This is a genomic window from Pseudomonas azotoformans (assembly GCF_900103345.1).
In the GTDB taxonomy this organism is placed as follows: domain Bacteria; phylum Pseudomonadota; class Gammaproteobacteria; order Pseudomonadales; family Pseudomonadaceae; genus Aquipseudomonas; species Aquipseudomonas azotoformans.
In genome coordinates this window covers 241,117-257,185 of sequence record NZ_LT629702.1, presented here as the reverse complement: position 1 = coordinate 257,185, position 16,069 = coordinate 241,117, and the positions used below count along the sequence as shown (strand labels likewise).

Below are 16,069 nucleotides of genomic sequence, written 5' to 3'. Positions count from 1 at the left end.
TTTCGTCAGTTGGCTTCGCCCAGCAACAAGCCTTGCTCCCGCGCGCACAACTCCACCACGTAATCCCATAACACCCGCAGCCGCACCGACTTGTGCAATTCACGGCGCGAGCTGATCCAGTAGCTGCGCTGGATCCCCTCCCCCGGCAGCAACGGCACCAGGTCCGGGTCGCCGGCGGCCATGAAGCACGGCAACACCGCGATGCCCAACCCGGAGCGCGCCGCCTGGTGCTGGGCGATCACGCTGGTGCTGTGGAACACCACCTTGGGGTTGCGGCAGAAGCTGCTGAGGAATTTGAGTTCCTGGCTGAACAGCAGGTCGTCGACGTAATCGATCCACGCGTGTGCCGCGAGGTCTTCGCGCTTTTCAATCGGCGGGTTGCGCGCCAGGTAGGCGCGGCTGGCATAGAGGGCCAGGCGGTAGTCGGTGAGTTTGCGCGTGACCAGTTGATCAACGCTCGGCCGTTCGAGGTGGATGCTGATCTCCGCTTCGCGATTGAGGATGCTGACAAAGCGTGGCACCGCCACCAGTTCCACTTCCAGACCGGGGTAGCGCTCGAACAGCCCGCCCATGCGGCTGGCGAGGAACATCACGCCAAGGCCTTCGGCCACACCGAGGCGGATCTTGCCCAGGGGCGCAGCAGAATGAGTCAGTTCGTCTTCGGCCAGCAGCGCGACGTTTTCCATGGCTTCGGCATGCTTGAGCAAGGCTTCGCCGGCGGGGGTCAGTTCGTAGCCCTGGGCATGCTGCACGAACAGCGCGGTGCCGAGGCTTTTCTCGATGGCTTCGATATGCCGGGCGACGGTGGCGTGGGTGGTTTTCAAGCGTTGCGCGGCGGTCAGCAGGCGGCCGCTGCGCTGCAATTCAAGAAAGTACCGCAGGTCGTTCCAGTCGAACATGACGCCTCCATTGCCTATCCCTGGGCTGCGCTGTTTAAAAACGCACAGCAGCTGGGCAAAAACTAACATTTTTAAGACGAAAACTAACAACTAGGATGGGGCCAATAAGAAAAACAAGCGAGACCTTCAGATGCCCATTGCAACTGCTGAATACGATTACATCGTCGTAGGCGCCGGCCCCGCGGGCTGCCTGCTGGCCAATCGACTGTCCGCCAACCCCGCCCACCGCGTGCTGCTGCTCGAAGCCGGTGGCCGCGACAACTACCCCTGGATCCACATCCCCGTCGGCTACCTGTTCTGCATCGGCAACCCACGCACCGACTGGTGCTTCAAGACCGAAGCCCAGGAAAGCCTGCAAGGCCGTGCACTGAGTTATCCACGGGGCAAGGTGCTGGGCGGCTGCTCGTCCATCAACGGCATGATCTACATGCGTGGCCAGGCCCAGGATTACGACGGCTGGGCCGCTGCGGGGAATGAAGGTTGGGCGTGGAAGGACGTGTTGCCGCTGTTCAAGCAGAGCGAAAACCACTTTGCCGGCGGCTCGGAATTTCACAGCGACGGCGGTGAATGGCGGGTCGAGCAACAGCGCCTGCACTGGCCGATCCTCGATGCGTTCCGCGATGCGGCGGCGCAGAGCGGCATCGCCAACATCAACGATTTCAACCAGGGCGATAACGAAGGCTGCGGCTACTTTCAGGTCAACCAGAAGGCCGGGGTGCGCTGGAACGCGGCCAAGGCGTTTCTCAAGCCTGTGCGCCAACGGCCCAACCTCACCGTGCTGACCGAAGTGGAAGTAGACCGCGTGCTGCTGGAAAACGGCCGTGCCTCCCAAGTGGTCGGGCGTCAGCAGGGCCAGCAAATGAGTTGGAAAGCGCGCCAGGAGATTGTGCTGTGCGCCGGTTCCGTCGGTTCGCCGGGCATCCTGCAACGCTCGGGAATTGGCCCTTCGAATGTGCTCAAACCGTTGGGCATCAATGTATTGCACGAGCTGCCCGGCGTCGGCGGCAACCTCCAGGACCACCTGCAACTGCGGCTGATCTACAAACTGGAAAACGCCCGCACCCTCAACCAGATCGCTGGCACCCTGTGGGGCAAGATGGGCATGGGCCTGCGCTACCTGTACGACCGCAGCGGCCCGTTGTCGATGGCGCCCAGCCAACTGGGTGCGTTTGCACGCTCGGGTCCGGAACAGACCTCGGCCAACCTGGAATACCACGTGCAGCCGTTGTCGCTTGAACGCTTTGGCGAGCCACTACATCCCTTCCCGGCGTTTACCGCGTCGGTCTGCGACTTGCGCCCGCAAAGTCGCGGGCGCATCGACATCCGTTCGGCCAACCCGGCGGACGCACCGCTGATCCGCCCCAACTACCTCAGCCATCCGCAAGACCTGCGCGTGGCCGCCGACGCCATCCGCCTGACCCGTCGCATCGTCGCCGCACCCGCCCTGAGCCAGTTCAAACCGGTGGAGTATCTGCCGGGCGATTCGCTGCAAACCGAAGAGCAATTGCACGAAGCCGCCGCGCGCATCGGTACGACGATCTTCCACCCGGTCGGCACCTGCCGCATGGGCAACGATAAAGACGCGGTGGTCGACGCCCAACTGCGGGTGCACGGCGTGCCAGGTTTACGCATCGCCGATGCGTCGATCATGCCGCGTATTACGTCCGGCAATACCTGTTCACCTACGCTGATGATCGCGGAGAAGGCCGCGCAGCTGATCCTTTCGCCGACTACTGTAGGAGCGAGCTTGCTCGCGAAAAACGCAAAGGCGCCGCAGTCATCCGGGTTTCCCGCGTAATCGTTGACGATTTTTGCGAGCAAGGGCTTGCCGCCCGCCTCGCGCCTACAAAGGAATTGAGAAATAGCGGCGCCGAACCTGGCGCCGACAGTGGAACAACAATAAATAATCACTGTGAGGGCTACCCGATGTCAGAACATGCTCAACCCCTGGGCTCGTCAATCGACGCGAGCACCAGCAACGACTCAAAGAAGGTCATCTTCGCCTCGTCCCTGGGGACGGTGTTCGAGTGGTATGACTTTTTCCTCTACGGCGCCCTGGCGGCGGTGATCAGCAAGCAGTTCTTCGCCGGGGTCAACGACACTACGGCCTTCATCTTCGCCTTGATGGCCTTTGCCGCCGGCTTTGTGGTGCGCCCCTTCGGTGCGCTGGTGTTTGGCCGGTTGGGCGACATGATCGGGCGCAAGTACACCTTTTTGGTGACCATCATTCTGATGGGCGTGGCGACCTTCTGTGTCGGCTTGCTGCCGACCTATGCCAGCATCGGTATCGCCGCGCCGATCATCCTGATCGTGCTGCGCATGCTGCAAGGCCTGGCGCTGGGTGGCGAATACGGCGGCGCGGCAACCTACGTGGCCGAGCACGCACCGGCCGGCAAACGCGGCTTCCACACCAGTTGGATTCAATCCACCGCGACCATCGGCCTGCTGCTGTCGCTGCTGGTGGTGCTGGCCTGCCGTTACTTCACCGGTGACCAGTTCGAAGTGTGGGGCTGGCGCATTCCGTTCCTGTTCTCCATCGTGCTGCTGGGCATTTCCACCTGGATCCGCATGAGCCTGCACGAGTCGCCCGCGTTCCTGAAGATGAAAGAGGAAGGCAAGGCCAGCAAATCGCCGATCCGCGAGTCCTTCGGCAAATGGGAAAACCTCAAGGTGGTGCTGATCGCCTTGTTCAGCATCAACGGCGGGCAAGCAGTGACCTTCTACGCAGCGCAGTTCTATGTGCTGTTCTTCCTCACGCAATTCCTGAAAATGGACCCGGCCCTGGCCAACATGCTGTTGATCATCAGCGTGGTGATCGGCGCACCATTCTTCATCTTCTTCGGCTGGCTGTCGGACAAGGTCGGGCGCAAGCCGGTGCTGATGCTCGGCCTGCTGCTGGCCACCGTGCTGTACTTCCCGATCTTCAAGAGCCTGGCGCACTACACCAACCCGGCGATGGACCAGGCGAGCAACCAGGCGCCGATCACCGTGATGGCCGACCCGGCCACCTGCACCTTCCAGTTCGACCCGGTGGGCAAGGCGAAATTTGACAGCCCGTGCGACAAGGTCAAGACCTTCCTGGTCAAGCAAGGCCTGCCTTACAGCAGCGCCGCCGCACCCGCCGGCAGCCCGGTGCAGGTGAGCGTGGGCGAAGTGCGTATCGACGGTTTTGACGAAAAAGCCCTGCGTGGCGCGGTGACCCTGGCCGGCTACCCGTCTTCGGCGGATGTGGCCCAGGTCAACAAGACCATGGTGGTGGTGCTGATCGTGGCGCTGATCCTGATCGCCGCAATGTGCTACGGCCCGCTGGCGGCGTTGATGGTGGAGCTGTTCCCGACGCGTATCCGCTACACCTCGATGTCCTTGCCCTACCACATCGGCAATGGCTGGTTTGGCGGGTTCCTGCCGACCGTGTCGTTTGCCCTGGTGGTGTACACAGGCGATATCTTCTACGGCCTGTGGTACCCGGTGGTGGTGACCGGGGTGAGTTTGATCGTGGGGATGGTGTGCCTTAAAGAGACCCGTCACGTGGATATCGATAACAACTAATCCGATCTCCTGAGCACAGAAGATCCCCTGTGGGAGGGGGCTTGCCCCCGATAGCGGTGTATCAGTCGAGGATTTTTGACTGACACTCTGCAATCGGGGGCAAGCCCCCTCCCACCTGTGCCTTCAGGCGCCTACATAAATTGCTGTACATCCATACAGATAATGGTTGATCAATGCGCGCTGACTGAGCATCCTGCACAGCATCAACCCGATCTGATGTGACGACCATGCGGCTGTACCTCTGTGAAAAACCCTCCCAGGCCAAGGACATCGCGGCCGTGCTCGGCGCCAGCCGCCGTGGCGACGGGTGCTGGCTGGGCAATGGGGTCACGGTCACCTGGTGCATCGGCCACCTACTGGAAACCGCCCCGCCGGATGCCTACGACGAAAAGTACAAGCGCTGGGTACTGGCCGACCTGCCCATCGTCCCGGAAAAATGGAAGATGCGCGTCAAGCCCAAGACCGCCAGCCAGTTCAAGGCGGTCAAGCGCCTGCTGGGGGAAGCCCAGGAGCTGGTGATCGCCACCGACGCCGACCGTGAAGGCGAGATGATCGCCCGCGAACTGGTGGAGCATTGCCGGTACCGTGGGCCGATCCAGCGGCTGTGGCTGTCGGCGCTGGATGATGCCTCGATCCGCAAGGCCCTCGGGGCGCTAAAACCGGGCGCGGAGACCTTCAGCCTGTATCACTCGGCCCTGGGTCGCTCCCGCGCCGACTGGCTGATTGGCATGAACATGAGCCGCCTGTTCACCTTGCTCGGGCGCCAATCCGGTTACCAGGGCGTGTTGCCCGTAGGCCGAGTGCAAACGCCAACCCTGCGCCTGGTGGTGGACCGCGATCGCAGCATCGCCGACTTTGTGCCGGTGGCTTACTGGGCCATCGATGTCGACCTGCGCCACGAGGGCATGACGTTCACCGCCCAATGGCGCGCGGCCGAGGACGCCTGTGACGACCAGGGTCGCTGCCTCAACCCGCAGTTGGCGCGGGATGCGGCCGACGCCATGACCAACGCCGCCACCGCCCGGCTGGTGAAGCTGCGCACTGAGCGCATCCGCGAAGTGGCGCCCCTGCCCTTCGACCTGGGCACCCTGCAGGAAATCTGTTCCAGGAAGCTCGGCCTCGGCGCCCAGGAAACCCTGGATATCGCCCAGTCGCTGTATGAAACCCATAAAGTCATCACCTACCCGCGCAGTGATTGCGGCTATCTACCAATGAGCCAGCACCCTGACGCGCCGAAGATCCTGGCTGCGTTGGGGCGTGCGGATACCACGGTGAACGAGCTGATGCCACATATCGATGCCCAGCGACGCTCGCGGGCGTGGAACGACGCCAAGGTCAGTGCCCACCACGGCATCATCCCTACCGGCGCCGGCAAGGATGTGGGACAACTCACTGGCAAGCACCGGGCGGTCTACACCCTGATTCGCGCGCGCTACCTGGCGCAGTTCCTGCCCAACCATGAGTACGATCGCACCCAGGCGGATTTCGACTGTGCGGGCCAGGCATTGCGCGCGGTGGGCAAAGTGGTCATCGAACCGGGCTGGAAACGCGCCCTGCCCGAAGCCCTGGCGCCGGCCAAGGGACGTGAAGCACCGGCTCCGCAAGCGCTGCCGCCATTGGTGCAAGGCCAGGACTATGCAGTGGCCAAGGTCAACCTCAAGGACCTGTGGACCCAACCGCTCAAACCCTTTACCGAAGGTGACCTGATCAAGGCGATGAAGAATGTCGCCAAGCTGGTCGAAGACCCGCTGCTCAAGCAAAAGCTCAAGGACACCACCGGCATCGGCACCGAAGCCACCCGCGCCGGCATCATCCAGGGGCTGCTGGACCGTGGTTACCTGGTGAAGAACGGCAAGGCGCTATCAGCCACTCCGGCGGCATTCAGCCTGATCGACGCCGTGCCCCGGGCCATCGCCGACCCAGGCACCACCGCCATCTGGGAGCAGGCCCTGGACATGGTGCAAAGCGGCGAAATGAGCCTGGAAGACTTCGTCGCCAAACAGGCGGCCTGGATGAGCAAGCAGGTCGCCCGCTGCAATGGCATGCGCATGACCATCACCGGTCCCGCCAGCCCGGCAGGCCGAGGTGCCACGCCATGGAAAAAGAAACGCAAAAGCGCACCACGCAAGACGGCAGCCAGCCCCAAGCGGGCCAAAAAACCGACAAATGCGGGGTAAACACCGAAAAAAACCGGTGAATGACGTTTTTCGACGGGTTTAGCGCCGCTTTGGACCTTGCAGCGCGGTGGCCGGTCTAGGATTCTGTAGTGGGACCCTGACTAACCAACAACAACACCGGAGTGGCCGCCATGAAAACCGTTGCAGAAGTGCTCAAAGCCAAGGACCAGAAAAACCAGGAAGTCCATGTCATCAAACATGACCACACTGTGTTTGAAGCACTGGTCCGGATGTCGGAAAAAAACGTCGGGGCCTTGCCGGTGGTCCAGGATGGCGTGGTGGTCGGGATCATCAGCGAGCGCGATTACGCCCGTAAGATCATGCTCAAGGGCCTGTCGTCGGTCACCACCAAGGTCCATGAGGTGATGAGTTCTCCGGTTATCACCGTCGACACCCACAAAAAGGTCGATGAGTGCATGAACATCATGACCGACAGCCACCTGCGCCACCTGCCCGTGGTCGAAGACGGCAAGCTACTGGGCCTGCTGTCCATTGGCGACCTAGTCAAGGAAGCCATTGCCGACCAGGCTGACCTGATCAAGCAGCTGGAGCAGTACATTCGCGGCGAGTAGAGACCGCGAAGGCATGTGCCGCAACAAGGTGGCACATGCGGTATACATACCGAAAGCTCCGGGGTTGCGTTTTATGCCCGTTATGCGAGGCGTTTCCTGTGCTGACCACAGTTAACTCCTACATTTAAGCGTTTCGTCCTTCAGTAAAGTCAGCCGGTCTGAATAGCCGGGTTGGCCAAACAATGGAGTTTTTTGCATATACAACACAGGTACGTTCTATGGCTGATACTCCAGGCCATGGCTCAATCTCGAACGCCTTACACCCCCCGCCAATGAACGATCCCCCCAAACGCGCACTGACCGCTCCAATTGCTCAGAAACACCCTCCAAGCCTTCCATTTTGCAGAAAACGGAACCGCTCGGGTGCTGACGTCAAATGTTCCTTATAAAAACTTGATTCAAGGTAGAGCACCATGCAAACGGTACACCTCGAAGGTGGCCCCCGTGTCCGCCACGGCCGTCATTCACCTCCGACCTCACTGATCCTTCCAGAGATTCGGCTGCCTTTTGCCGATCCGCCGCCACGTTCCGACAACGATCAGTTGAAGGCTCATGCTCTCGCTTGGGCACAGCAACATGGCTTGATCGGTCGACGCGGTGCGCATCGGTTAAGCACCACGCCGCTGCTCGAATTGGGGATGGCGTTGTGCGGACAAGCCCCCACACACCGAGCCGAGACGCTGGTGTGCTGGTATCTGTGGGCGCTCACGCTGGATGATCGGATTGATGACGGGCCCTGGGCGGAAAACGGTGCATTGGAGCGGTTCGTCACCGCAGTGCAGGCAGTGACCGAGAACGATGGCACGCATCCCTTCAGTGAAATGAGCCGTTTTGATGATCCGATGCTGACTGTCCTGGCCAACGATCTGTGGCCGCGAACCAGACACTGGGGTAACGACGGTTGGCGGCAACGGCTTGCACGGCACCTGATCCGACATCTGCGCGCCCAGGTAAGGCTGGTGCGAATGCGCGAAACCGACACGGTGCTCACGCTGGCCGAATATCTGCCATTGCGCCGAGATTCGTTCGGCGCACTGTTCTTTTTTGATCTGATAGATGCCGCCGAAACGCTCGACCCATACCAGCATTCAGCGGACGTCGAATGGTGGGACACACTGCGCGAACACAGTGCCGATATCATTGCCTGGACGAACGATATCCATTCGATTGCCAAAGATGTGGTGTGTGGTGAGCACTTCAACCTGGTATCGATACTGGCGGACACCGCTGGCATGGAATGGCCTGCCGCGATCGAATCTGCACATCAGATGGTGGTCAACGCGGTCGCGGCGTTCACGGCTGTCGCCACTCGGCCAGCCAATCACCTGCCATCCGCCGCAACCGAGCCGGACCGGCTGCGACATGTTGTCCGGGCAGCGGGTGACTGGCACCAGACCGTTTCTCGCTACCACCTGCACACCACCGGCACTACAACTCAGGGCAACCGGACAGTGGACCTGACACTCACGCCACCAACACTGAAATCCAGACAGTTCGAAATCGACCCCTATCCTTTGTATGAACGTTTACGTACCACTCTGCCGATCACCTACGACGAGCCCACGGACGTATGGCTGGTCAGCCGGTATGTGGATGTCAAAGCCGCACTGACGCATCCGCAAGCCAGCAACAATAACTACGCCTGGCAGATTGGGCCGCTGCTGGGGCACACTCTCGTGGCGATGGACGGCTGTGAACACGCTCAGCACCGTGCCCTGCTCAGCCCATCGTTTCGCAATCAAGCCCTTGCCGCGCTTGAGGTATCCATCATCTCGGTCACCACTGACCTGCTGGCACGCATGCATGGCCGGGCCCAGGTAGACCTCATCGCCGACTTCACCGCAGCACTGCCGGTGCGGGTGATGGCTCACGCGCTGGGTCTACCGGCTGACACCTGCGAGGAGGTGGCACGGCTAAAGCGCTGGTGCGCGATCGGCTTCGCTTACATGGGCAACTACCGACAGGACCCAGCACTGTTGACCGGGGGGTTATCCAACCGAGACAGTTTCTACGATTTCATCCAGCCACACATCGATGCCCGCCGCGCTAAACCTGCAGATGATTTGATCTCGCATCTCCTGGCGGCAGAGATTGAAGGGCAACCATTGCCTGAAAGCTTCGTCCGGGCTTACTGCGCAATTCTGATGACTGCTGGTAGCGAGACCAGTCACGGCGCCCTGGCGAATCTCATTGTCAACCTGCTGAGCGAACCCGGCGTCAAAGACGCCGTGATGGCTGATCCCGACTTGATGGACACTGCGCTCACCGAAACCTTGCGACGAAACCCTCCTTTGCAACTCGTACTCCGCGAGGCCCGCGAGGCGCTGCAACTGCCGTCGGGAACGATTCCCTCTGGTGCGACCCTGGCGTGCCTGATCGGTTCGGCCAACCGCGATCCGGCTCAATACACCGACCCGGAGACCTTCAGCTTGTCGCGTACCGATCAGGCAACAAATCATTTTGCGTTCGGCGCAGGACGTCACTTCTGCCTGGGATCCATGCTGGCGCGGATGGAAATCACGATCGGCGCTCGCATGCTGCTACAGACCTTTCCAGACGTGCGCTGGGCGCCAGGGTTCCAGCCCTCGGAACACGGCTTCCTGAACCGCTGCCCCGACCGACTGGAGGTCGTTCTATGACCACTGCCGCCCCCGGCTACACCGATAGCTATCTCGGCGATCAGCACGCCGGCCAATTGGCACGCCTGCGCACGCTTGAATGCGCCTTTGACCCACAGAGCCAAACGGTTTTCGACCAGCTCAACCTTCCGTGCAAGCCTGACATCCTCGATCTCGGCGCCGGTGCGGGGTCGCTCACTGGCTGGCTGACCCAGCGATACCCTGACGCGACAGTCACGGCAACCGATATCGATACCCGATTCCTCACCGATATACCCGGCATAAAGGTGCTCACCCATAATGCCGTCACCGATGACTTTCCTATGGCCTCTTTTGATGTGGTACACGCCAGGGCGCTCCTGTGCCACCTCCCCCAACGGGAAGACATATTGAAGCGCGCCATCACCTGGCTTCGCCCTGGTGGATGGTTGGTAATCGAAGACGTAAGCCTGCAGCCGAGCTTGAAAACCTCGCACCCATTGTTCCGAAAGGTCGCCCAAGCCGGAATCACACTTCTGACAAAGTCCATTGGTTCCGACATGCTTTGGGCCGACACGCTCCCTGCCCGATTGCGTGACAGGGGACTCTCCAACGTAGGGTATCGCCTCTATGAAGGCCGAATCGGAGACAACAGCCCCGCCGATACATTCTGGGCCTCAACCACCGTACAGGCTGGGCCGGCACTGCTGAAACTCGGGTTACTCACCCAGGATGACCTGGAGGCCATGACGCACCTGCGTGCCGACCCAACATTCACCGACACCGCATTGACATTTGTCAGCGCCTGGGGACAAGCCCCTGAACGTGGGTAGAACGGCAGAGCGCCGTGCATTGCACCGGAGGAAACTCAAAATGATCGATCATGTAGTATTAGTTGACGCACAGGACGTGCAAGTCGGTGTGTGTGACAAACGTGCCGCGCACCTGGGGGCGGGTCAGCTTCATCGCGCCTTTTCGGTCCATCTGATCGACAGCGCCGGGCGTCATCTACTTCAACGTCGTGCTGCCGGTAAAATGCTTTGGCCAGGTTTCTGGTCGAATGCCTGCTGCAGCCACCCGGCACCCGGCGAGACGGTTACGGACGCCGCATCTCGTCGTCTGCGTGAAGAGCTCGGAATCTCTGCCTCGTGCCGCTTTCTGTACAGTTTTGAATATCATGCTCGCTTTGGTTCGATCGGAGCGGAGCACGAGTTTTGTCATGTACTGGTTGCTCAGTCCGACGCGGTGGTCAGCCCGGCGGCAGAAGAAGTCAGCGAGATCAAATGGTGGACTCGCGCCGAAATCTCAGCCCGGCTGTCAGAGTCGCAAGCGCAATTCACGCCCTGGTTCAAAATGGAGTGGCGTCACCTCCTATCGGAACACCCTTCGTTCGACATACCCACAGTGCAGGAATGATTAGGGCAAGCTCAACGACCCACCACGCCGAAAAATGACGCCCAAGTCACGTTTTCCCACATTCTCCCGCCCCCACGGCCATTTATGTAGTGAGCAAAAATAATCACTACATAACCGTTGACGTAAACATTTTGTCCTTGCATTATCGAGACGTCTCCCGGATCGGGAGCGTTGGCAACAAGCGTTTTGAACAAGCTCGTCTGACCGCCGAGCTGTTTTTTCCGGATGTGCACTGCCCACAAGGCAGATTGATGAAGCTGACCGGCCCGAAGGGTTCGGTACAAGACGCTCAAACGCGGCTTGTCTTCGTTATGAAAGCATTGCGTAGCAGTTCATCAGCAAGACTACATGCATCAGGTTCAAGACCCTGCCCGTATTCGGCAGACAGTCGCTGACGCCCGGTTTTCGCAACCGGAGACAACTTACGAAGTACTAACGAACCAACTGATAGATCGCCAACTGGTCAAGGGGCTTACACATGAATCTGAACAACCAACCAACTATCGATGAATTGGCTGAGATGTTCGCAGCGCAGAAAGACACACTCGACGACCATATCCTGTGGATTGGTAAATCGGGCGAAGTGCAAATTGACTGCCTGGCGCCCCATACCGAAGAAGCCGAGTTTGACCGCAATAACCGTGAGCTGGCGGCGCGCCTGAAAATGTACCGCCGTGGCCAGGGTTATGTCGGCAAGAAGGCGGCCGCCGATCGCAACTTTATCGAACAGGTCTTCCACACCCTTAATACCGAATGGCAGAACCTCAAGGACCCATCGCACGTTAAGGTGATTGATAGATACTGCTGATAACAGCGCATTAAACATTTAAGCCCGCTCGTTAGTTCGAGCGGGCTTTTTAATTTCGGCGCTATAACACTGCGGGAAATCGTCCCTTCTTCGCTTCCTCGCAAAAGATATCAAATAACACCTGCGCTGCCGCCGAGAGTTCATGACCGGGTTTGGTCAGCACCCCAATCGGTCGTTCGATCACCGGATCACGCAAGGTGATGCAACGAGCCCCCGCCTCCTCCATCTGCCGCGCACACAATGCAGGGACGGCACTGACACCCAACCCCATCGCCACCATCTTGCCTACGGTCGCCAGTTGATGGCTTTCCAGCGCTACCGGCAGCTTCATCTGTAGAGCGCCAAGGTGCTCTTCCAGCATCACCCGCACCGTGGACGGGCGCTGCAAAGTGATGAACGGCTGCTCCAACAGCGTTTTCCAGTCGATTTCATCAAGCTCAACCAACGGCGAATCTCCCGGCACTACGGCAATGAAGCGATCCAGGTACAACGGCGTGAACGCCAGCGACGAACCGTCTGACGGCTCGAACGCCACGCCCAGTTCCACCTGGCGGTCGCGCACCATTTCCAGCACCTGTTCGTTGATCAGGTCGTGCACCGTGACGTTCACCTGAGGGTAACGCGCGCGGAATATCTTCAGGATCGGCGGCAGCAAGTTGCCCGCGAACGACGGCATCGCCGCCACCGTGACCCGCCCGCGTTGCAGGGTAAAGCGCTGGCGCAGTTCGTCTTCGGCGTTGTCCCAATCGGCAATGAGCCGGCGTGCCAGTGGTAGCAGGGATTCACCCTCGGGGGTTAGCGCCACATTGCGTGTGTTACGGCTGAACAGCCGCCCGCCCAGGCCTTCTTCCAGGCCCTTGATGGTCAGGCTCAGCGCCGACTGGGAAAGATGCAGGCGCTCGCAGGCGGCGGCGAAACTCAGGCTCTGGGCCACGGCGAGAAACGCACGCATCTGTTTAACGGTCATGACGCAACTCCAAATGGCCAGGCGACTATGCTGTTTTTTAAATCAATCAACCTTAAAAAACAACTTAACAAATCAATCCGACGGAGCAACACTCGGGTCATTGGCTGGCCCACAAACAATAAAAGAGGTGCATATGGCAGGTTTCGATAAACGCGTGGCGTCCTACGAGGAAGCACTGGCGGGCCTGGAGGACGGCATGACCGTACTCTCCGGTGGTTTTGGCCTGTGCGGTATTCCGGAAAACCTCATTGCCGAGATCAAGCGCAAAGGCACCCGCGACCTTACCGTGGTTTCCAACAACTGCGGCGTCGACGGCTTTGGCCTGGGCGTGCTGCTGGAGCAAAAACAGATCAGCAAGGTGATCGCCTCCTACGTCGGTGAAAACGCGCTGTTCGAGAAGCAACTGCTCAGCGGTGAAATCGAAGTGGTGCTGACGCCACAAGGCACCCTGGCAGAAAAAATGCGCGCAGGCGGCGCCGGCATCCCGGCCTTCTTCACCGCCACCGGCGTTGGCACCCCGGTTGCCGAAGGCAAGGAAACCCGCGAATTCAACGGCCGCCCGTACCTGATGGAAGAGTCCATCACCGGCGACTTCGCCATCGTCAAAGGCTGGAAAGCCGACCATTTCGGCAACGTCATCTACCGCCACACCGCCCAGAACTTCAACCCGCTGGCCGCCACCGCCGGCAAGATCACGGTGGTCGAAGTCGAAGAAATCGTCGAACCGGGCGAGCTGGACCCGGCGCAGATCCACACCCCTGGCATCTACGTCGACCGGATCATCTGCGGCACGTTCGAGAAGCGCATCGAACAGCGCACCGTGCGCAAATAATCCGCCCCCAGCCCGAACAATAAGGACACATAAAATGGCTCTTACCCGCGAACAAATGGCTCAACGCGTCGCCCGCGAAATGCAGGACGGTTACTACGTGAACCTGGGCATCGGCATTCCGACCCTGGTGGCCAACTACATTCCCGAAGGCATGGAAGTGATGCTGCAATCGGAAAACGGCCTGCTTGGCATGGGCCCGTTTCCGACCGAAGACACCATCGATGCCGACATGATCAACGCCGGCAAGCAGACCGTCACCGCGCGTATCGGCGCGTCGATCTTCTCGTCCGCCGAGTCCTTCGCGATGATCCGCGGCGGCCACGTCGACCTCACGGTACTCGGTGCATTTGAAGTCGACGTACAGGGCAACATCGCGTCGTGGATGATCCCCGGCAAGCTGGTCAAAGGCATGGGCGGCGCCATGGACCTGGTGGCCGGTGCGGAAAACATCATCGTGATCATGACCCACGCGTCCAAGGACGGTGAGTCCAAGCTGCTCAGCCAGTGCAGCCTGCCGTTGACTGGCGCCAACTGCATCAAGCGTGTATTGACGGACCTGGCGTACCTGGAAATCGAAAATGGCGCTTTTGTCCTCAAGGAACGCGCACCTGGCGTCAGCGTTGAAGAGATTGTGAGCAAGACCGCCGGTAAACTGATCGTCCCGGACCACGTTCCAGAAATGCATTTCCAGTGAGGACAGATTCCATGCAAGACGTCGTGATTGTTGCTGCCACCCGCACCGCCGTGGGCAGCTTCCAGGGTTCGCTGGCGAACATTCCGGCACCGGAACTGGGCGCCGCCGTGATCCGTCGCCTGCTGGAGCAGACCGGCCTGGACCCGGCCGAAGTGGATGAAGTGATCCTCGGCCAGGTCCTCACCGCAGGCTCCGGCCAGAACCCGGCGCGCCAGGCGTCGATCCTGGCCGGCCTGCCCCACGCGGTGCCCAGCCTGACCTTGAACAAGGTTTGCGGCTCGGGCCTCAAGGCCCTGCACCTGGGCGCCCAGGCCATCCGTTGCGGTGACGCCGAGGTAATCATCGCCGGCGGCATGGAAAACATGAGCCTGGCTCCGTACGTATTGCCCGCCGTGCGCACCGGTTTGCGCATGGGCCACGCCAAGATGATCGACAGCATGATCACCGATGGCCTGTGGGACGCGTTCAACGACTACCACATGGGCATCACCGCCGAGAACCTGGTGGACAAGTACGGCATCAGCCGTGAAGCCCAGGACGCGTTCGCCGCTGCCTCCCAGCAGAAAGCCGCTGCGGCGATCGAGGCTGGGCGGTTTGTCGATGAGATCACACCGATCCTGATTCCTCAGCGCAAAGGCGACCCGGTGGCCTTCGCCGTCGATGAACAACCCCGAGCCGGCACCACCGCCGAATCCCTGGGCAAGCTGAAACCAGCGTTCAAGAAAGACGGCAGCGTCACCGCCGGCAACGCCTCCAGCCTCAACGACGGCGCCGCTGCGGTGCTGCTGATGAGCGTCGACAAGGCCAAGGCCCTCGGCCTGCCAGTGCTGGCGCGCATTGCCAGCTACGCCAACGCCGGCGTCGACCCGGCGATCATGGGCATCGGCCCGGTATCGGCCACCCGCCGTTGCCTGGACAAAGCCGGTTGGAGCCTGGGCGACCTGGACCTGATCGAAGCCAACGAAGCCTTCGCCGCTCAATCCCTGGCGGTGGGCAAAGAGCTGGAATGGGACGCCGACAAGGTCAACGTCAACGGCGGCGCCATCGCCATCGGCCACCCGATCGGCGCCTCGGGCTGCCGCGTGCTGGTAACCCTGCTGCATGAAATGATCAAGCGCGATGCCAAGAAAGGCCTGGCGACCCTGTGCATCGGCGGCGGCCAAGGCGTAGCCCTAGCCCTCGAACGCGCTTGACTGTAGGAGCGAGCTTGCTCGCGAAAAATCTACGGGCACCGATTACTGCCAGAAGAGCTGCGTCATCATTAGCGATCTTCGCAAGCAAGCTCGCTCCTACAGAAAAGCACTAAAAGAGCAACACAGAAAAGGCCTGGTTCCACGAAAACCAGGCCCTTTCTTTATCTGCCTCACTGAGGCTGTGGCACCGCAAACACCGCACTCGCCCGCGCCACCACCTTCTCCCCCACCTGCACCGCGCCCGAGTAATCCAAGGTCATGCTTGCTGTAATCAACGGCAACGGCCATCACCATCAGCCACGCAAATCCCCTCCGATGCTTTGCGTTAATCCATCAGACCCGCTTTAATCGCCGTCAAATTCCCT

General features: G+C 60.5%; 13 protein-coding genes and 1 pseudogene. 11 read left to right on the top strand and 3 right to left on the bottom strand.

Annotation, left to right across the window (positions count from 1 at the left end; genetic code table 11):
- Window positions 1-5 precede the first annotated feature (5 nt).
- Window positions 6-899, bottom strand: a complete 894-nt coding sequence (locus BLR69_RS01245; protein WP_058425572.1) for a LysR family transcriptional regulator — start codon at window positions 897-899, stop codon at window positions 6-8.
- A gap of 130 nt (window positions 900-1,029) precedes the next feature.
- On the opposite strand from BLR69_RS01245, the gene BLR69_RS01240 reads away from it, so the two are divergent.
- The 8 genes from BLR69_RS01240 (at window position 1,030) to BLR69_RS01205 (ending at window position 12,018) form a co-directional block, all read left to right on the top strand.
- Entirely contained in the window at window positions 1,030-2,697 is a 1,668-nt protein-coding gene (locus tag BLR69_RS01240) for a GMC family oxidoreductase (RefSeq protein WP_071495086.1), read from the top strand.
- A 128-nt stretch (window positions 2,698-2,825) separates the two neighbouring features.
- Window positions 2,826-4,448, top strand: coding sequence for an MFS transporter (locus BLR69_RS01235; protein WP_071495087.1), 1,623 nt, complete (start codon window positions 2,826-2,828; stop codon window positions 4,446-4,448).
- A gap of 227 nt (window positions 4,449-4,675) precedes the next feature.
- Window positions 4,676-6,625, top strand: coding sequence for a DNA topoisomerase III (locus BLR69_RS01230; RefSeq protein ID WP_071495088.1), 1,950 nt, complete (start codon window positions 4,676-4,678; stop codon window positions 6,623-6,625).
- A gap of 131 nt (window positions 6,626-6,756) precedes the next feature.
- Window positions 6,757-7,197: a CBS domain-containing protein gene (locus BLR69_RS01225; RefSeq protein ID WP_058425576.1), complete on the top strand. Its 441-nt coding sequence runs from the start codon at window positions 6,757-6,759 to the stop codon at window positions 7,195-7,197.
- A 413-nt stretch (window positions 7,198-7,610) separates the two neighbouring features.
- Window positions 7,611-9,836: a cytochrome P450 gene (locus BLR69_RS01220; protein ID WP_071495089.1), complete on the top strand. Its 2,226-nt coding sequence runs from the start codon at window positions 7,611-7,613 to the stop codon at window positions 9,834-9,836.
- Window positions 9,833-10,627, top strand: coding sequence for a class I SAM-dependent methyltransferase (locus tag BLR69_RS01215; protein ID WP_071495090.1), 795 nt, complete (start codon window positions 9,833-9,835; stop codon window positions 10,625-10,627). Before BLR69_RS01220 ends, BLR69_RS01215 begins: the two co-directional genes overlap by 4 nt.
- Window positions 10,628-10,667: 40 nt before the next feature.
- The gene (gene idi, locus BLR69_RS01210) at window positions 10,668-11,210 is read left to right on the top strand and encodes an isopentenyl-diphosphate Delta-isomerase (protein ID WP_071495091.1); all 543 of its coding nucleotides are present in this window, start codon (window positions 10,668-10,670) and stop codon (window positions 11,208-11,210) included.
- Window positions 11,211-11,688: 478 nt separating this feature from the next.
- Window positions 11,689-12,018, top strand: coding sequence for a hypothetical protein (locus tag BLR69_RS01205; protein ID WP_071495092.1), 330 nt, complete (start codon window positions 11,689-11,691; stop codon window positions 12,016-12,018).
- A gap of 61 nt (window positions 12,019-12,079) precedes the next feature.
- Here the strand turns inward: BLR69_RS01205 and BLR69_RS01200 are convergent, their stop codons facing one another.
- Window positions 12,080-12,985: a LysR family transcriptional regulator gene (locus BLR69_RS01200; RefSeq protein ID WP_071495093.1), complete on the bottom strand. Its 906-nt coding sequence runs from the start codon at window positions 12,983-12,985 to the stop codon at window positions 12,080-12,082.
- Between the two features lie 133 nt (window positions 12,986-13,118).
- Here BLR69_RS01200 and BLR69_RS01195 point away from each other — a divergent pair, with 133 nt between their 5' ends.
- From BLR69_RS01195 to BLR69_RS01185, 3 genes are read left to right on the top strand one after another with little or no spacing between them, the layout of a single operon-like run.
- Window positions 13,119-13,817 carry a CoA transferase subunit A gene (locus BLR69_RS01195; protein ID WP_058425579.1) on the top strand — a complete coding sequence of 233 codons (699 nt, stop codon included), beginning with the start codon at window positions 13,119-13,121 and terminating at the stop codon, window positions 13,815-13,817.
- Between the two features lie 34 nt (window positions 13,818-13,851).
- A complete protein-coding gene (locus BLR69_RS01190) occupies window positions 13,852-14,511 on the top strand; it encodes a CoA transferase subunit B (RefSeq protein WP_071495094.1) in 660 nt (219 codons plus the stop codon).
- Between the two features lie 11 nt (window positions 14,512-14,522).
- Complete coding sequence (locus BLR69_RS01185) at window positions 14,523-15,704, top strand: acetyl-CoA C-acetyltransferase (RefSeq protein WP_071495095.1); 1,182 nt, start codon at window positions 14,523-14,525, stop codon at window positions 15,702-15,704.
- Between the two features lie 170 nt (window positions 15,705-15,874).
- Here the strand turns inward: BLR69_RS01185 and BLR69_RS30655 are convergent.
- A pseudogene (locus BLR69_RS30655) lies at window positions 15,875-15,988 on the bottom strand (PaaI family thioesterase); the annotation flags it as partial.
- Window positions 15,989-16,069: the final 81 nt, after the last annotated feature.